The following is a 16,639-nucleotide window of genomic DNA, read 5'->3' on the forward strand; positions in this document are numbered from 1 at the left end:
GGTTACTTCCCTACCGCATTGGCGGCTTGAATAATTTCCAACGCACGTGGGCCCTGTTGATCCGCCCCACGGAAATCAGACAACCGCACATAACCGCCTTTGAAGTTCGGATTGTGGGCATTTTCCAGGGTAAAGGTACAGATGGGCACGGTAGCACCATCAAAGCCTGAGTATTCCAATTGTATCAGCGAGGTGATGGTTTTCTTGTTGATGATGTAATTTCGAAGCTCTTCATAACTGGAGATAAACATCCACACAAACGGCGTCATAAAACCAAGCTGACCACGCGGTTTTGCCAGGTCCAGATTGCGCACGATAAAGGCGGAGAACAGATCTTTGTCATAGCCCTTGAAGTTAGCTTTCAAATAATCTTTCACCACCGGTATATGGAACTTGCTGCCCATATAAGGCGGGTTGGCAATCACGGCGTCATAACGTTTGGCCAATACACTGGCTTGCTTGAGCATAGGTAACAATGCCTGAGCGGCCGGTTTTTGCATCGCATCACCACTGATGCTTAAGGTTTGCAGAGTGGCAGCCAGCTCGGCGATGGCTGGCGCCTGCTCGGCAGGCACTTCGATCAAGGAGCCCAGCGTCTTGGCAGACAGGAAACGCAGGTGCAAATTGTTCAGCAGACCCAAGCGCGGGTCATTACTCGCCAAACTGGCCGGAGCAACAGCAAACAGATCCTGGCTTTGACCACGATCCCACTCGGCATTGAGGTTAAGGGCTTGCCACAGTTTGGGGATATTGAGATGTCGGCTCTCCTGCAAAGCGTGGACGTTAAGCTGGATCTCCCGTGAGAAGAGACGGCGATCATCCTGACGGGCACGCATCAGCAGGGCGAAACCGGCCAGTTGTGCGGCGCGGTCGTCAATATCGAGGCCATAGAGGTTGTGGCTCAGGATAAGCGTGGGGATATCGCGGCTGCGGTAACCGCGCTCTTCGTAGATGCGATAAAGCAGGTTATAGGCTTCCACCAGAATATGGCCAGAGCCACAAGCAGGATCGAGCACCTTGATGGACTCAGGCTCGATACTCGCCGGAGTCATCTGAGCGAGTTCAGCTATCACTTCATCTGGCTGCTCACCAGGGGCGACATAGTAGGGCATGGCTTTCTGTAATGGAGAATCAGGATAGGTCTGCAGCCAATAGCGCCCAACCGAGTTCTGCACCAGATATTGGACGATCCAGTTAGGAGTAAAGAGCTGGGTGGCGGCGGGAATGTCTTCCGATTTCACTACTTTGCCGATTACCTCATCCTTCTTCTCGCTGATATAGAACTGATAGAGCCAGCCAATCACCTCGACCTGAGTCCAGTCCTCTTCCGGTATTCCATCCACCAGTTCACGCCAAAAGGCATCGGTACGGGTCAGGCCGGTAGGCAGCAGCAACTCGGTCTCGTCGTCGATGGCTTCAAACAGAAATGGCATCGCCTGATGCAGGCGATGGCACTGTCCGAGCAGCAGCTCACGGAATAACGCCTCTTGCTCGTTACCAGCCAGCATCAACTCGAGCAATGCTGACTTATCAAGGGAAACACCTTCGCCCATTAAGGATTCGATCACTTCGGGGGCACGGTCGAGCACCTCAAAACCCTGGGGCTGGGTAGGGTGAGAAAGCAGGCGTACCCCGTGCTCGAGATACCCTTCTTCGCTTTTGAGTTCCATAAAGCGGATGGCACAAAAACGGTTAAACCAGGTGTAGGCCATCTGCTCGATCAGTTGAGTAAACCCCTCGTTTGCCACTCGCTCTTGCAGACGGGTAATGGCCGGGACAAAGCGCGCAGGATGGGTAAAACCCGCCACTTGCAGTACATCGCCACTGATTGTTGGGGTACTCACGCCCTTGGCGGTGATACCAAACTCACCGGCTCGAGCGGTAATGGCTTTAATAAAGGCGGTACGCGCCCGAGGGGCGACTTTTTTCAGGTTGTTGGTGTTCATGTTTTTCTCATTATTTTATTCGAGCAATCTGTGCTAGCTGATGACGGGCTTAGTCATCTATCGCCCTGCACAGATTGAGGATCCCTTGCTTTAAATCATCTCGAAACTGGTTAAAGGTCGGCATATCCAACCGGTCGAGTTCAATAGCATTCACCACTGGTACGAGATCACCGCGGTGATAATCGGGGTTTCCCAAATGGTGCCCCAGCACCAGCTTGGGGGCGCGAGCAGGTGAGCGATCATTGCCGGATAGCTGGGTTTCAAGCTGGGCACAATGTTGATAGGCATCAGGCTTACACGAGCAAATAAGCCAGGCTTCTGAAGTCGGTTGCGGCACCATGGCAACGCCTTGACCCGCAAAGCCTGCTGCGCGAAACCCTTCATTCACGGCCTGCACAAGATCGTTCGGGTCATGAGGCTCGCGATTGGTGCCGTCGGTATCGTGAAAGTAGATCGCCAGCTGGGCCTCGGTGAGTGAACCGCTCTGCTGCGCCAACTCACCCAGCACCGCAGCTCGTTTGCTATGGATAAGGTAGCCTTGTTTAGTCTTTTTGCTGGGCAATTTGATGGCGGCGCTTTTTACCAAGGACTTCATCTCTGCCGGGGCCACCAATACCGAGGGAACAGCGTGCTCCTGCTGCAAGTCGAACAGGTCAGCATTCCAGTCTGGTAAATGACGAGCCAATAACCGATGCGCCAGCCGCAGCATGGGACCGACCTCCAGATCGTCGCCATGGGCATAGGCTTGGGCATTACGGCTACGGCCCATATCGGTCGGGCCTTCACCGAAGGCTAGCAGGGTATGCAGCATGGTTAACCCTCCCCACGGGAGGGATCGACCATCTGCTCAGCAGCCTCTGCGACTCGAGTCAGCGACAGATCCAGCATCGACTCTCCCGGCGAGAGACATTCCAGCCGCTCGGCGGCCATGGGCACATCAAACAGGCGTATCGCCCGACTGATGCCATCTGGCCGCTTGTAGATCAACAGCACACTCTGGCGGGCAATGTTATCTTCTAAGTAGTTGAGCACCAGGGGACTGTGAGTGGTCACCAGCAGTTGCTTGGATGAGTTAACCAACGCATCTACCAGCGCTTCAGTGATTTCCGGATTGACCCCATTCTCAACTTCGTCGAACAGAACGAACTGATACGGGCTGAATTGCTGAGCCAAAATAGCCAGCAGACGCAACATACCGTCGTTGATATGGCGGGCCTCGGTGACCATGTCTTGTGCCAGCAAGCTTTCCTGCCCATCTTGGGCAGTCGCTTGATAGCTCTCATGTAATTCCAATTTGATCGCGCCACCGCGCAATACGCTGGTGTGGATCTTGGTGACCTGAGGATAGTAACGCTGCAATCTTTGCAGCAGTTGATCGCGCTGCACAGCTTTAAGCTGGTGAATAAAAGCGCCCAGTTGCTGACCACCACTGCCTATGTCATCCGTCAAATCCGACAGACGGGTTTTACGCCGCAGCTGTTCTGGTGAGAGTAGATCGAGAGAACGAATCGCTTTGATACGTTCGCGCAGTTCACGTAGCAATGGTGAGAGCTGATTGTCTTTGAGCTGAGAAAGCAGTGAGCCTTCGTAAATAAAAGGAATTTCGTTCCATTGTGATGGGTCTGCACTTTCCGAGCGGTGCCAATATTTACCCGATTTAAGCTCGTAGATTGCACCATCTACACGAACAATGATTTCGTATTGCCTGGCACCCTCCAGTACTGAGCTTCTTACTTTCACCTCCTCCCGTGTGCATGCTAGTCGAACGCGATTAAACGTTGCCTCCCATCGCAGTAACAACCCATCGATATCTAACTCTAACGCCAGTTCAATATTGGATTTATTACCGAGGCGACTCGTGAGATCGGCAGCCGACCAGCCACGGGCATCCAGCCACTCCCTTACCTCGCCACTCATGACATGAGAGGCGAAATCGAGCGCCTGCAGCACAGTGGTTTTTCCCGCACCATTAAGCCCAATCAAACAGTTAAAGCGAGAAAGCGGCAGGCTAAAACCAACCAACGATTTAAAGTTGTCTATTTCAAAATGGGTCAGCATGTGCTGCTCCTTTTTTGATTGTTCCGCAGATACTCCGCTTGCCTCTTATTGCCAACATAGGCAAGGGCAAGAGGAGTATCTATTTGCTCATTATTTGATCCGCACCCGTTTGCCACCATCAATGGCCTGCTGCAAGCGACTACGCAGCTTGCCCAGATAGGCTTCGATATCCTGCTCAGTCTCAAGAAAGAGGTGGTTATCGCCCAGCAGCTCGGTGGGGGAGACTAGTTCGATCGGCTTAGGGGCGGGCTTAGGTTTGACAACCGGCTTTTCAACGGTCGCCTGGGCGCTACCGCTACTCGCCCCTGCGGCTGGCTCCTGGACCTGTGACGGCGCTGATACCCCAACATTTCTGGCTGCTTCAGCACGGTCTTTTTCTGCCTGCTGCTGTGCGCGCATCTGCTGTTCACTAAAGCAGTTGATGAGCTCGATCACCTTGTCTTCTTCGTCATCCGCCTCTTTGACCAGACTGACCAGCTCATGGAGTGAGACGCTCTTGCTCACCCGTTCTTTGAGCAATACAAAGGGGCGCATGGCCTGATTTTGCAGATCGCCTGGCAATTCACTGACCGAGGAGTGGATGCCATGTTGAATTTGCTCGATAGCCTTGAGGCTCATGATGCGCTGCTGCTCCACCAAGCGCAGGTTAATCGCGCTAATCTGCTCAACCAAGGTGCCGACGTTACGCAACTTGGCATATGGCTGCTTGTCATCGTGAATGGCTTGCAGCTGTGCCAATAGCGCTGCGGCATCCGGGTCTTGCTCAAGCGCATGACGGTTAGCGCGGAACTGCTCCCCCAAGGCGCGGTGCAGTTGCAGCCAGGTGTCAAACTGTCGGGTATAGAACTCTTCAACCTCTTCAAAATCTTCAGCAAAATCCTGCAAATCATTGGCCTGGGCACATAGCACTTCGATCAGGGCATAGCTGTTATTGCCCAGCTCCAACAGGCCTGCCACCAGTCGTTTGCCACTCTCCAGCACATCTTGTCCAGGGCAATGGCCTTGCTTTGCCTTGAACTCGAACTCTTGAAGCAGTTTCTGCCACTGGCTTAGCTCCCCTTGCAGCTTGCTCGCCAGCTCTTTTTCACTGCTATCGAAAGGTTTTTGGAAGATCTCTTTGGCAATACGTGCAGCCTTCACAATCTGCTGCTCGCTATGCTGGCGTACCCGACGAATACGCAGACTGGTATGGCTGCGCACCGAGGTGAACTGGTCATAGCTGCGATTAAGTGGCAGATCGCCGTTAGGGGTCGATAAGGCAGCCTTACCCAGCAATACAAGATGAGCGACTTGCAGCATCACTTCATCGCGGTTCCAGCCATAAGGGCGAGCACTGAAACGCTCGAGCAACTCTTTGAGGTAGACCGGCTTGTTCGCCTCTTCCGACACATTCAGGTAAAACTCAATTTCTTGCTTGGCACTGCTGTTCGGATCCTGGTCACCCAGATGCATGTTGAGCTGCGCCGTATCATCAGCAACGATCACCGCTTTAAGCTCTTGCATCGGGCTGGCACCGCAGCTCTTGAGCAAGCTGAGCTTTTGGAACGAATTCTCGATCACGTAGCGATAGGCTTCATCGAGCATGTTCACGACACTGCCTGACTTGGTCTGTAGCTCGTTGCCAATAGCAAAGAACTGAGCCTGCTTCACCAGCTCCTCAAACAGCGACTTGAGACGATTGCGACGCTGAGAATTCTCCAACGCCTTTTCAGCCAACAGCTTCTCTTGTTCCGGCCGCTGGCTACGGTTGCTTGCCAGGAACTTTTCAGTTTTCAGCCAGGTATCAAATTCGTCCCATAGCCGCTTTTCATCAGGCAAGCGGATCACGATGCTACCTTGACCTTCCAGACTGAGCGCCTTGCAGCCCTGATCATTGTAACCATCGAAGTTGGCATCAAGCGGAGAGATGACTTTGAGCACCAGATCAGTCTGCAAGCTGCCATCGAAAGGATGACCGTTACAGAAACGACTCACTGGATAGTCTTGTTTATTGACAGGATAACGATACTGGCGGCGCCCTCCCATTACCTCATCAAAAATGACCTTCGACAGTAGACGTGTGATTTCAGTGCTCTCAACCAGAGTGTGTTTGATCTCCTGCTCGACCTCTTTCTCTTCGTTGGTGAGGAACACATATTCATCACCGTTGCGGGCGATCAGCAGTTGATTCTCCAGACGCTGCAAGCTGGCCTCGATCCGTTTTCTGAGTGCGACTTTATCGGTATCAATCTCTTCGATTGAGAGGGTCACCAGGTTATCGAGCGTGGACTTAACCAGATCGACATAACGGATCAAAAACAGTGACTTGAGGATGCTGACATCATAAGGATCGAGGCTCTGTTTCTCAGCCGCCTGTTCGAAAATGCGTTTGACGTTGGTATCCAGAAACGATTCGATAGCAGGATAGAAGGCATGGAACGGCACCAAAACCCCAACACCTTGATTCATCTGCTGACGTGCCGCATTTTGGAACGCGTCCAGCAAAGAACGTTCACCACGAGAAAGGTGTTTACCTGTTGCCCCCACTTTGCGGATCGCTTCAAACACCTTCTGCACCAGCAGATACTGGTAAGGGATGAACGGATAGTGATCGACAAATTCGACATTGTCGCGATAGTTGGCCAACTCTGCGGTGGTGGTCGCGTCAAAGGCCAGCTGGTTGCGCAGAATATCGCCTTTTTGGATAAACAGATCGGCCAACTCATCTTTGGCCGCTGCGGTTTTTTCCAGCAGACGCTTCTGGATCACTTCGTTGGTGTTGGACGATGAGAGGGAGATCCGGGTATGGAAACGCCCCTGGATCTTGGAGAAGTCCTGACCTTTTTTGGCGCTGAGATCCCCAAGTACGGCATCGATATCCTCTTGAGACGTCACAATCACCCAAGCGCGGCCACCACAAGCAGTACCAAGATTCTCGGTGATGGTTTGCAATTTGAGCATCATCTGGGTGTTGTTGCCGATGAACTGGCCCACTTCATCGACTAAGAAGACGATTCGTTTACCATCCCCGCCACTCTCTTGGGCGCTACGATCCAGATACTCCCTTACCCATTTACAGAAATTGCTGATGTCGAGGGTAAACATGGATTCGAGGTTTTCCATGCTCTGCACCGAGGAGGCTTCCGACTGGCCGGTTGCATGAGCCCAAGCCTCCGCCATTTCATCACGACGGAAACCATAAGCATCTCGCTCTTCTTCCCACGTCGAGTCGGTCAGTTCGGCAAATTTGGCTTTGAATGCCTGATATTGGTTACGCGCATCCAGTTCACGCTCTAGGTGGGCAATATGAGGATGATCCGCGCAATACCCCAGCCGCTCGTTGAAGACTCGCAAGAACACTTTGAGGATCGCGTCTTCCTTGTCTTCGGTATCGGCACGGCTGTCGATATTGAACAGGATCACTTCAGTCTGGCGATTCACAGCCGCATGAATATCGCTATAAAGCAGGTTGTCGTTGATCTTCTCTTTGAAAAACTCAATCGCCGTCTTGGTCTGGCTGCCGTGAATCGCTTGCTGATTGCCCAGCAAATAGGAGAGGATCTTGATGAAGTGCGACTTACCCGAGCCAAAATAACCGGATACCCAGATGCCTATCTTGCCAGCCACGCTGGAATCATCCGGGTGAGTGACCCCCGGCAAATAGGTCTCGAAGAAGTGGCGCAGGTGGCGATCAAGCTCGCGGGTCACCACATACTCATCAAGCTCAGTCCAGATGATTTGCTCATCCAACTGCTCTGCTTTCACCACGCCATTGATCGGCCTGTCCAGTTGTTTGGTAAACAGCTCTTTAATTTGCATTGATGATCCCGTGTTTGTTGCCACTAGATATTCCAATTTCTGCTTTTGTTTTTCGTCGGTTAGTAACACCTTCAACCGCTCAATATCAATACTTGAACGAATGCGGTACCAGTTGGAAAGCGCGGTAGTAGTTGGCTGTCGCCACTTCAGCACGATCCAGGTCAAACGGGTAAAGCTCAAGACCGTTGTAACGGCCAGGATAAAACAGCACCAAGGGTATTGCGCCCATGTGGGCATGAAGCGCGTTGAGCAGGCTGTGACCACGCAGCAAGGGCCAGCATTGGCCTAAACCGCTTAACACCACAAATTGCGGAGATGCCGAGTGAATTTTCTCCATCAGGTGTTTAGCGACGCGGCCTTGCTCAAGCGGCCCTTTAAGGGCCTTGGCAAGTTCGTCAGTTCCTTTTTTCAGCTCAAGTTCGAAGGCTTTATCCAGTAGCTTTCGCTCCTGCAAGATAGTCAGCAATGCTTCGAACAGGTTGATGTACACAAAGCTCAACCCCTGCTTAGCAAGGCGTTGCAGACTCAAATCCAGATATTCCCGCACATCCAATTCGAACTGTGGCGGATAGTCAAAGATGTAAAAACCTATCTCTCCCCCGAGCTCCCGATTGTGCAGAAAGCTCTCGCTTTTCAGTCGCGTCTCTATCTGTTCGAGGCGGGCAATCAGCTGTGGCTTGCAGTCCAATTGAACCTTCATCGTGCAGACTCCATGGCTTCATAGGCTTTTTTGCAATCAAGCCGACTCGCCCACTCCCGCAGCTCTGGCATCAGATAAATATTCTGTAGCTTTCGGGAACGGCCTGACTCGATATAACCCACATCCGCCAGGATCTTGAAGACATTGTTCCCCATCTTCTGGATTGAACTCTCTGAATAGCTATCAAGGCCCTCAATCACCCGCTGACGTGAGACGATAAACTCGTGCCAATCGTCATTGCGTAGCGATTCACGATACATGCGGCGGGCATCAGCAAAGGCGGTGGCCATAAAATCGGTCAGTACCGGCGAGTGACACATGGTCGCCAATAGCAGCATCTGTTTGGCCAAATCATCCGATATGATGAGCAGTTGTTCCCAGAATGCAGGTCCCATTGGTGCTAGCCGCTTGCGCAGGGTCGATGCCATGCGTTTGGCACTGTGCAACGAGGGCTTTTGCAGGGCATTTTCATTCACAATGGCATCTATCCATTGCGCCTCATCAGGTTGCCTCAACAGCAGTGCGGCAATCACTCTGCTTTCGCGCAGCATGATGCTGCCGCCGATGATGTCACCCAGATACGCTTTGGCCGTCATAACTACTCCACAACAGGGGTCTTCAAACGGCGTTATGATACGCGAATCTGGCCACAATGCCTTTAACCCGGCGCACAGTTAGCGCCCTTAAGTAACCCACCCGGCGACAATTCCACCTTTTTTGGCTATTGGCCCAATAATGCCGGTGGCGTACTCGAGCCATCGCATCTGACCTGCCCCAAGGAGTTAGTGCGGCAGGTGGTGCCATCGGAGGCACGCAGGTTGCCGAGGCTATCCTTGCGCCAGGTGACCGTATCGCCGGTGCCGGGTCTGCTGACGCGCACATTGCCCAGACTGTCTTTGCGGTAGGTGGTGCCTTCGCTGCTGCGGACATTGCCGAGGGAGTCTTTCCGCCAGGTGGTACCGCTTTGCGAATCTCTGACGTTGCAGAGGCCGTCTTTGCGCAGGGTGCCGCTCTTGCCATCATCACACTGATAACGGGTGTTGCCGAGACTGTCTTTGCGATAAGTACAGTCGGTAGACCAGACATTCTGGACCGCTAGCAACAATAGGGCCGCACTCAACACAGTGCTAGATAAGAGTGACATTTCATGTCCTTGGGGCGGATTTTCAAGCTGGCTCAGTATATGTCGTCTGTATACTCATGCCGATACTGGTTACATAAACATGTCGCATTTTGGAGCACGTATGGCACCCAAAGAGCTCACCTGGGATCAAACCCTGCGTTTTCGTCTGCTAGAAATCGTGTTGCAGTGGGAAGGACGGCTGACCACCAATCATTTGATGACCGCCTTCAATATCGGTCGCCAACAGGCATCACGGGATATCAACCACTACCTGACACACTACTCACCGGAGGGGCTGGTTTATGACAGAAGCCTGAAGGGATACAAACCCACAGAGCACTTTGTGCCGCGCTTTAGTGAGGGCAAGGTAGATGAGTACCTGATGCTGCTACACCGTGAAAAGCAGCACCAGCGACAACATGAAGCGGGCCTGTTGACACTGCCGCTGATGGATCTGCGCTACGGCCATATCGAAATACTGGATGTGCCAAACCGCCATATCGACCCCAGGATTGTGCGCGGTTTGGTGCAGGCGGCCCGTGGCCAGCTGCGGGTCGATGTCGAGTACGTATCCCTCAGTTCAGAGGAGCAGAGTGGCCGCAATATCGTGCCCCACACTCTGGTCTATGACGGGATCCGCTGGCATGTACGCGCCTACTGCGAGAAGAAGGGGGAATATCTGGACTTTGTGATGAGTCGTTTTCGGGGCGAACCGGATCTGCTGGATGCCTCCCCTCACGGCCGGGATCAAGATCTGGAGTGGAACACCCAGGTGACCGCTGTAGTCGTTCCCAATCCAGGCCTCAGCGAGGGACAGCAGGCCATCATTGCCAGAGACTATGCCATGACCGGGAACCAGCTATTGATCAGCCAACGGATCCCCTTGGTGCATTACGCTTTGGAACGGATGCAGGTGAGCTATAACGGCGAACACCAACAACATCCCCTGCTCTACCCGCTGGTGCTAGCCAACCGTGACGAGCTGGTGACCAAGGGCTGCATCTTCAAGCTCAGGAGTGCAGATTTGCCCAAACGATAGATAAATCGAGGCCTTTACCGCTTGCCAAATCGACCTTGAATCACGTTACCCACGACTTCGGTTTGAACGACCGACTCTGGCCGTGCGATATGTTGGCGAACATACTCTCCCCAGCGCAAAAATAGTGCTCGTAACTTCTCTGGATTACGTAGTGCCCCAGCCTGATAGGTACGTAACAGCTTGTCGCTGATTTGATGGTTGAGCATGTGCTCGATCTCCAGCGGCCCAGCGCCCAGCTCGATACCACAGCAGTTAGCAACGCTGCGGCGAAGGTCATGCACGCTGAAGGATTCAAATTCACCCATCTTGCGCTTTTGTAACCGATCAAGCGCACGCATCAACGCATCGCCAGTGATGGAGTGACCGAGCTTTGTGTTCGATTCGAAGACGTAGTGGCTGACTAGCGAACAAACCATTCTTTGCTCTTCAATGATGGTCTGAGCCAATGGTGACAACGTGACAACATGGGGACGCCCGCTCTTGGTTTCGGGGATCGTCCAGCGATCGCCATCCAGATGCGCCCATTGCATCGATATCACTTCACCGCGCCTAACGGCAGTCAGGATAATCATCTTGATAGCATTGGCAACACTACCAGAAAGCACCGTACTGGCGGCAATACCGCGCCCTCCGCTCGCCAGAGCACCACCGCCTGTCACGCCCTCCTCCAGGGCCAACCACAAGGCTCGTAACTCTCCAACTGGCAGCCAGCGCTCTCTCGGCGGATTAGGGGTTGCATTATAAATTTTGGGCTTAAGCGCCAGCGTTGGGCTTATCTCCACCAACTGCCGCCGCATGGCTTCCTCCATCACCTGGTTCATGATCCCCATCGCTTTACGCAAACCTTCGAGACTCACTCTCTGGAGTTTCTGGTAATGACGATGTAAGACAGCCATGGAGATATCGCAGACACGCTGTTTACCAAGGTCTTTTTCCAAATGAGCTTGGTAGATACGACGATAATCGGATGCCGTTCTCGGACTGATCTCGGTCTGGACGCCATTGCGACGTTTGACCGTGGATTTGTGGGTTAGCCATTGTTTGAACAACTCATCCAACGTGAGCATTTGCTCGTTTTTCTTTTTGGCATCTGCCACTACTTGGCGCGGGTCGATACCCTGTTTGACCAGAAGCGAAGCTTGAGCGTGTGCCTCTCTGGCTTGCGCTAATCCCATTGACGGGTAACTGCCGAGCGTCATCTTGTGCTGCTTCTGTGCAATGTAGAAGCGATACAACCAGCTTTTTGACGCAGCTCCGGCTCTCGCCTCCAAACTGAGCCCCTTATTGCCACCACTGGAGACCGTCATCACCACCCTTTGCTTTCCTTCGGAAGGGGTCAGGGCACTACACTCTCTATCAGTCTTGATCATGCCATTCTCGCGTACTTTCTCGCGTACTTAAAAAGCATTGTATAGAGGTAGACACCATTGGACAACGCTGGATACAGCAAACCAATAAAAACACACAGTATCAAATACTTAATAAACAACCCTGGACTTTATTCGACAGTATTGGACGCCAACTTATGGGCTTCGTAATGCGAAGGTCGCGGGTTCGACTCCTGTTACCGGCACCAGAGCTGAAAAACAACAACGCCGCATAGCTTATGCGGCGTTGTTGTTTATAGGATGTCCGGGTTCTGCTGCCTGGGGCAGGCCGGCTTGAACCGGCTAGCCTGCAAACCTCTCAGCTCATAGCAGCAACAGATTGTCCTGCCGATTGGAGGCGGTCACCAGCACCGGGATGGACTTGGAGGTCGGGGTAAACGAGCCCGCCCCTATGCTGTCAATGGGCACCAGCGGGTTGGTCTCCGGATAGTAGGCCGCGATGTTGCCGCGCGGGATCTCGTAGATCACCACCACAAAACCGGTCACGCTGCGCTCGCGCCCGTCGTTGCAGATGGCCGCCATATCGACCCTGTCCCCTTCGGCAAAGCCAAGCTGGCGAGCATCCGCCTCGTTCATGAACACCACGTTGCGCTGGCCCTTGATGCCACGATAGCGATCATCCATGCCATAGATGGTGGTGTTGTACTGATCGTGGGAGCGCAGGCTCTGCAGCAGCAACATCGGCTGATCCGACATCTGCTCGGCATGGCGGGTACACTCCGGCAACACAGAGTGCGGCAGGGTGCTGGCACGAAACTCTGCCTGGCCGCTGGCGGTGTTCCACACCAGCTTGGCGGCGGAGTTATCGAGATGAAAACCGCACGGCTGCTGGATGCGGGCATTGAAATCGGCAAAACCGGCGATGGTCTGCTCGATGAGATCGCGAATACGCGCATAGTCATCGCGCAGGGCCAGCCAGTCGACCCGCTCGCTGCCCACGGTGGCATGAGCCATCCGCGCCACTATGTCGGTTTCGGAGAGGCAGAGGGGCGACACCGGCTCGGCTGCGCCGGTCGAGGCGTGCACCATGCTGAAGGTGTCCTCCACCGTGATCTTCTGGTTGCCGCTGTGCTGGATATCGAGCTCGGTGCGACCGAGGCAGGGCAGGATCAGCGCCGCCTTACCCACCTGCAGATGGCTGCGGTTGAGCTTGGTGCTGATCTGCACGTTGAGCTCGGCCTTTTTCATCGCCCCGTAGGTGAAGTCGGTGTCGGGCGCCGCTGCCGCCAGGTTGCCACCCAGGCAGATGAGCACCTTGCTCTTGCCCTCATGCAGCGCCTTGAGCGCCTCGTACACGTTGTGACCTGCGGCCCGCGGCAGACTCACCTGCAGGTGACGCTCGAGCCGGTCGATGAAGGCAGCGGTGGGCTTTTCGTTGATCCCCATGGTGCGATTGCCCTGCACGTTGCTGTGGCCCCTTACCGGACAGAGCCCCGCTCCCGGCTTGCCAATCTGGCCGCGCATCAAGTGCAGGTTGACGATTTCGCGGATGGTATCGACCGAGTGCAGGTGCTGGGTCACCCCCATGGCCCAGCAACTGATGATGCGCTGGCTGGCGGCAAAGACCCGGGCGGCCTGCACGATCTCGGCGCGGGTCAGGCCGGATTGCTGCTCGATCGCCGCCCAGTCGGTGGCCCGTACCTGTGCCTCGTACTCGGCAAAGTGGCGGGTGTGGCGGGCGATGAAGTCGCGATCCACCGCCTCTGGCGCCTCTTCCAGGATGTACTTGGCCATGCCACGCATGGCGGCCATGTCGCCCCCCAGTTTCGGCGTCAGGTACTGGTGGCTGATGGTGGTGGCCGCCGGGGTCAGCAGTTCGAGCGGGCTCTGCGGGCTGGCGAAGCGCTCCAGCGCCACCTCTTTCAAGTTGTTGAAGCTGACGATCTTGCAGCCGCCACGCGCCGCCTGGCGCAGGGCATTCATCATGCGAGGATGGTTGGTACCCGGATTCTGGCCATAGACGAACACCGCATCGGCCAGGTCAAAGTCATCCAGCACAACAGTGCCTTTGCCGATGCCGACCGACTGGATCAGCGCCACCCCGCTCGCCTCGTGGCACATGTTGGAGCAGTCGGGGAAGTTGTTGGTGCCAAACAGGCGGCCAAACAGCTGATAAAGATAGGAGGCCTCGTTGCTGGCTCGACCCGAGGTGTAAAACTCTACCTCGTCCGGGCTATTCAGCCCCTTGAGGGTGTCGGCAATCAGGGCAAAGGCATCATCCCAGCTTATCGGCTCGTAGTGATCGGTCGCCGGGTTGTAGCGCATCGGCTCGGTCAGCCGCCCCTGATACTCGAGCCAGTAGTCGCTCTGGGTCGCCAGCTGGCGCACCGAATGGGCTGCGAAAAACTCGGCCCCCACCGTCTTGCCGGTGGATTCCCAGGCCACCGCCTTGGCGCCGTTCTCACAGAACTGGAAGGTACCGTGATCGTTGTCACCCCAGGCACAGCCCGGGCAGTCGAAGCCGTCGGTCTGGTTGACCCGCAACAGGTTCTTGATGTTCTGACGGGTCTTCTGGCTGCGCAGCACCTGTTTCATGGTGGATTGCAGGGACGAAAAACCGCCTGCTTTGGCGGGCTTTTCAATATGACTCATGGCACTCTCCGATGGGATCCGCCGGGCGATAGCTCGAATAGCTGACCGGGGCATCAAACTTGGGAATATGAACGACGTTGAGGTTGTATTTGAGGGCCAGCCTGACCGCCAGCTGGCTGGGCGATGCCAGACAGATGAGGTGACGGGCACCGAAGCGGGCGGCTTTTTGCACCAGCTCGCTGCCGCAGCGGCTGGTCACCACTAGGGTGTCGCACGCACTGTGCCGGCGCAACAGCAGGCCGATCAGCTTGTCGAGGGCATTGTGGCGCCCGATATCTTCCCGGCAATGCAGGATCCGGCCCTCGGCATCCAGCGCCAGCGCCGCATGCAGGGCGCCGTGTTGCTGCCCCTTGAGCTGCCACTGGGCGATCTGCGCACGCAGCCCCGCCAGCAAGGCCCCATCCAGCGGCGGCGTCAGCGGCAGCACCGACAGTGCGGGCAGCGCCTGCTCTACCGCCGTCACGCCGCAGATGCCGCAACCGGTCGCCCCGGTCAGCCGGCGCTTGTGCCGGGCCAGGGCGGCCAGGGAGCGGTTGGCGATGGTGATGTCCAGCACCATCCCCTGCTCGGCTGGCGCGCTCTGGATGTCATGGACCTCGTGGTTGTGCCGGATGATCCCCTCGCCAAACAGAAAGCCGACGGCAAAGTCGTCGAGATCGTCCGGGGTCGCCATCATCACCGCATGGTTGATGCCATTGATGTTGATGGCGACGGCCACCTCTTCCACCAGATGATCCAGTGCGGGCGAGGCAGGCAAATTGACGGGTATCTCGACGGGCGTGTAGGCAGGCATGCAGGTTGGCCTAAAAATGCAAACTGCATTCAAGTTTAGAGAGGCGGCAGACGCAAAACCAATGAAATAAATCTATATGGCAATAGAGTTGTTCTATTGACGACGATTTTTCAATTGATTAATTTTTAAATCCATCCTCCCCTCACCTCCCGCATGATCATGAACATCAAGCAGTTGCACTATTTCCACGAGCTGGCCAAACACCAGCATTTTGCCAAGGCGGCCAAGGCCTGCCACATCACCCAGCCGACCCTCTCGGCCAGCATCACGGCGCTGGAGAAGAACCTCGGCACCGATCTGGTGGTGCGTACCAGCCAGTTCGTCGCCCTCACCGAAGCGGGCGAGCTGGTGCGCCAGTATGCCGAGCGGATGCTGCTGGAGCAGGAGGCGCTCAAGCAGGAGCTGGCGCTGTTTCATGGCGAGCTCTCCGGCACTCTGCGCATCGGCATCGTGCCCCAGTCCAATGTCGACATCATGCCGCTCATCGCCCGCTGCAAGCAGCGCTACCCCGACATCGTCATTCGTCTCTCGGTACTCAGCAACGAAGCCCTGCTGTCACAGCTGGAGCTGCACCAGTGCGACATCGGACTGGGGTTTGACGAGCCGCTCACCGGCGCCGCCAGACAGACTTTTCACCTCTATCCCCAGGGCAACAACCAGATGGCGGTGCTGATGAACCGCGACGAGGCGGATCAGCGCCTCCCCGGCGACGAGCTGACCCTGACCGCACTGCAGCAGCAGCCGCTGGTACTGCCCAGCCGCACCATGCAGTTTCGCAAGTACCTGGACCGCGCCGCCGAGCGGGCCGGCATCCGGCTTGACGTGGTACTGGAAACCGACTCCCTGTTTCACCTGGTGAGCGCCGTGCGCCACCGGCTGGGCTGGGCCATCGTCAGTGCCGGCCTCGCCCGCTCCGCCAGCAAGCTCTCGGATCTGGTCTGCCTGCCGCTGGCGCCGCAACGCGACATCGGCCACACCGCCTTCATCACCCGCCAGCACAGCATCACCCCCGCCATGCGCGCCTTCCTCGAGCTGGTGCAAGAAGCGGACGCCCCCCTGGAAAAATAGGGTGACGCCAACAAACACACTGCTTTTTTATATTTCTGCCATGACCAAAGGTGGCAGAAATATATACCTTCCCGCTAAAAAACAACCGCTCACTGGCTAACAAGAAGAGATAAACACTCAGGAAAATGATTGCT

Annotated in this window: 12 protein-coding genes; 2 read left to right on the forward strand and 10 right to left on the reverse strand. The window is 55.3% G+C overall.

Going from position 1 to position 16,639, the window contains the following annotated elements:
- Positions 1-2: 2 nt before the first annotated feature.
- From pglX to ACB031_RS11585, 7 genes are all read right to left on the reverse strand, one after another.
- Complete coding sequence (gene pglX / locus ACB031_RS11555; protein WP_371139591.1) at positions 3-1,946, reverse strand: BREX-1 system adenine-specific DNA-methyltransferase PglX; 1,944 nt, start codon at positions 1,944-1,946, stop codon at positions 3-5.
- A 49-nt stretch (positions 1,947-1,995) separates the two neighbouring features.
- A complete protein-coding gene (locus ACB031_RS11560; RefSeq protein WP_371139592.1) occupies positions 1,996-2,757 on the reverse strand; it encodes a hypothetical protein in 762 nt (253 codons plus the stop codon).
- A 2-nt stretch (positions 2,758-2,759) separates the two neighbouring features.
- A complete protein-coding gene (locus ACB031_RS11565; RefSeq protein ID WP_371139593.1) occupies positions 2,760-4,004 on the reverse strand; it encodes an AAA family ATPase in 1,245 nt (414 codons plus the stop codon).
- Between the two features lie 90 nt (positions 4,005-4,094).
- Positions 4,095-7,967: a BREX system P-loop protein BrxC gene (gene brxC, locus ACB031_RS11570; protein WP_371139594.1), complete on the reverse strand. Its 3,873-nt coding sequence runs from the start codon at positions 7,965-7,967 to the stop codon at positions 4,095-4,097.
- A complete protein-coding gene (locus tag ACB031_RS11575; RefSeq protein ID WP_371139595.1) occupies positions 7,888-8,502 on the reverse strand; it encodes a DUF1788 domain-containing protein in 615 nt (204 codons plus the stop codon). Before ACB031_RS11575 ends, brxC begins: the two co-directional genes overlap by 80 nt.
- Positions 8,499-9,098, reverse strand: a complete 600-nt coding sequence (locus ACB031_RS11580) for a DUF1819 family protein (RefSeq protein WP_371139596.1) — start codon at positions 9,096-9,098, stop codon at positions 8,499-8,501. The genes ACB031_RS11575 and ACB031_RS11580 overlap by 4 nt, the downstream gene beginning before the upstream one ends.
- A gap of 125 nt (positions 9,099-9,223) precedes the next feature.
- Positions 9,224-9,646, reverse strand: a complete 423-nt coding sequence (locus ACB031_RS11585; RefSeq protein WP_371139597.1) for a hypothetical protein — start codon at positions 9,644-9,646, stop codon at positions 9,224-9,226.
- Between the two features lie 100 nt (positions 9,647-9,746).
- On the opposite strand from ACB031_RS11585, the gene ACB031_RS11590 reads away from it, so the two are divergent.
- On the forward strand, positions 9,747-10,664 hold the full coding sequence (locus ACB031_RS11590; RefSeq protein WP_371139598.1) for a WYL domain-containing protein: 918 nt from the start codon (positions 9,747-9,749) through the stop codon (positions 10,662-10,664).
- 14 nt (positions 10,665-10,678) lie between these two features.
- Here ACB031_RS11590 and ACB031_RS11595 read toward each other — a convergent pair whose 3' ends face one another.
- The 3 genes from ACB031_RS11595 to fdhD form a co-directional block, all read right to left on the reverse strand.
- Positions 10,679-12,034, reverse strand: a complete 1,356-nt coding sequence (locus ACB031_RS11595; protein WP_371139599.1) for a tyrosine-type recombinase/integrase — start codon at positions 12,032-12,034, stop codon at positions 10,679-10,681.
- 321 nt (positions 12,035-12,355) lie between these two features.
- A complete protein-coding gene (locus ACB031_RS11600; RefSeq protein WP_371139600.1) occupies positions 12,356-14,644 on the reverse strand; it encodes an FdhF/YdeP family oxidoreductase in 2,289 nt (762 codons plus the stop codon).
- On the reverse strand, positions 14,631-15,437 hold the full coding sequence (gene fdhD, locus ACB031_RS11605; RefSeq protein ID WP_349933957.1) for a formate dehydrogenase accessory sulfurtransferase FdhD: 807 nt from the start codon (positions 15,435-15,437) through the stop codon (positions 14,631-14,633). Before fdhD ends, ACB031_RS11600 begins: the two co-directional genes overlap by 14 nt.
- A gap of 153 nt (positions 15,438-15,590) precedes the next feature.
- Between fdhD and ACB031_RS11610 the strand changes: the two genes are divergently transcribed.
- Positions 15,591-16,505, forward strand: a complete 915-nt coding sequence (locus ACB031_RS11610) for a LysR family transcriptional regulator (protein WP_371139601.1) — start codon at positions 15,591-15,593, stop codon at positions 16,503-16,505.
- The last annotated feature ends 134 nt before the right edge of the window (positions 16,506-16,639 follow it).

Origin of the sequence: Aeromonas sp. S8(2024) (genome assembly GCF_041403085.1) — a bacterium.
Taxonomy (GTDB): Bacteria; Pseudomonadota; Gammaproteobacteria; order Enterobacterales; family Aeromonadaceae; genus Aeromonas; species Aeromonas dhakensis.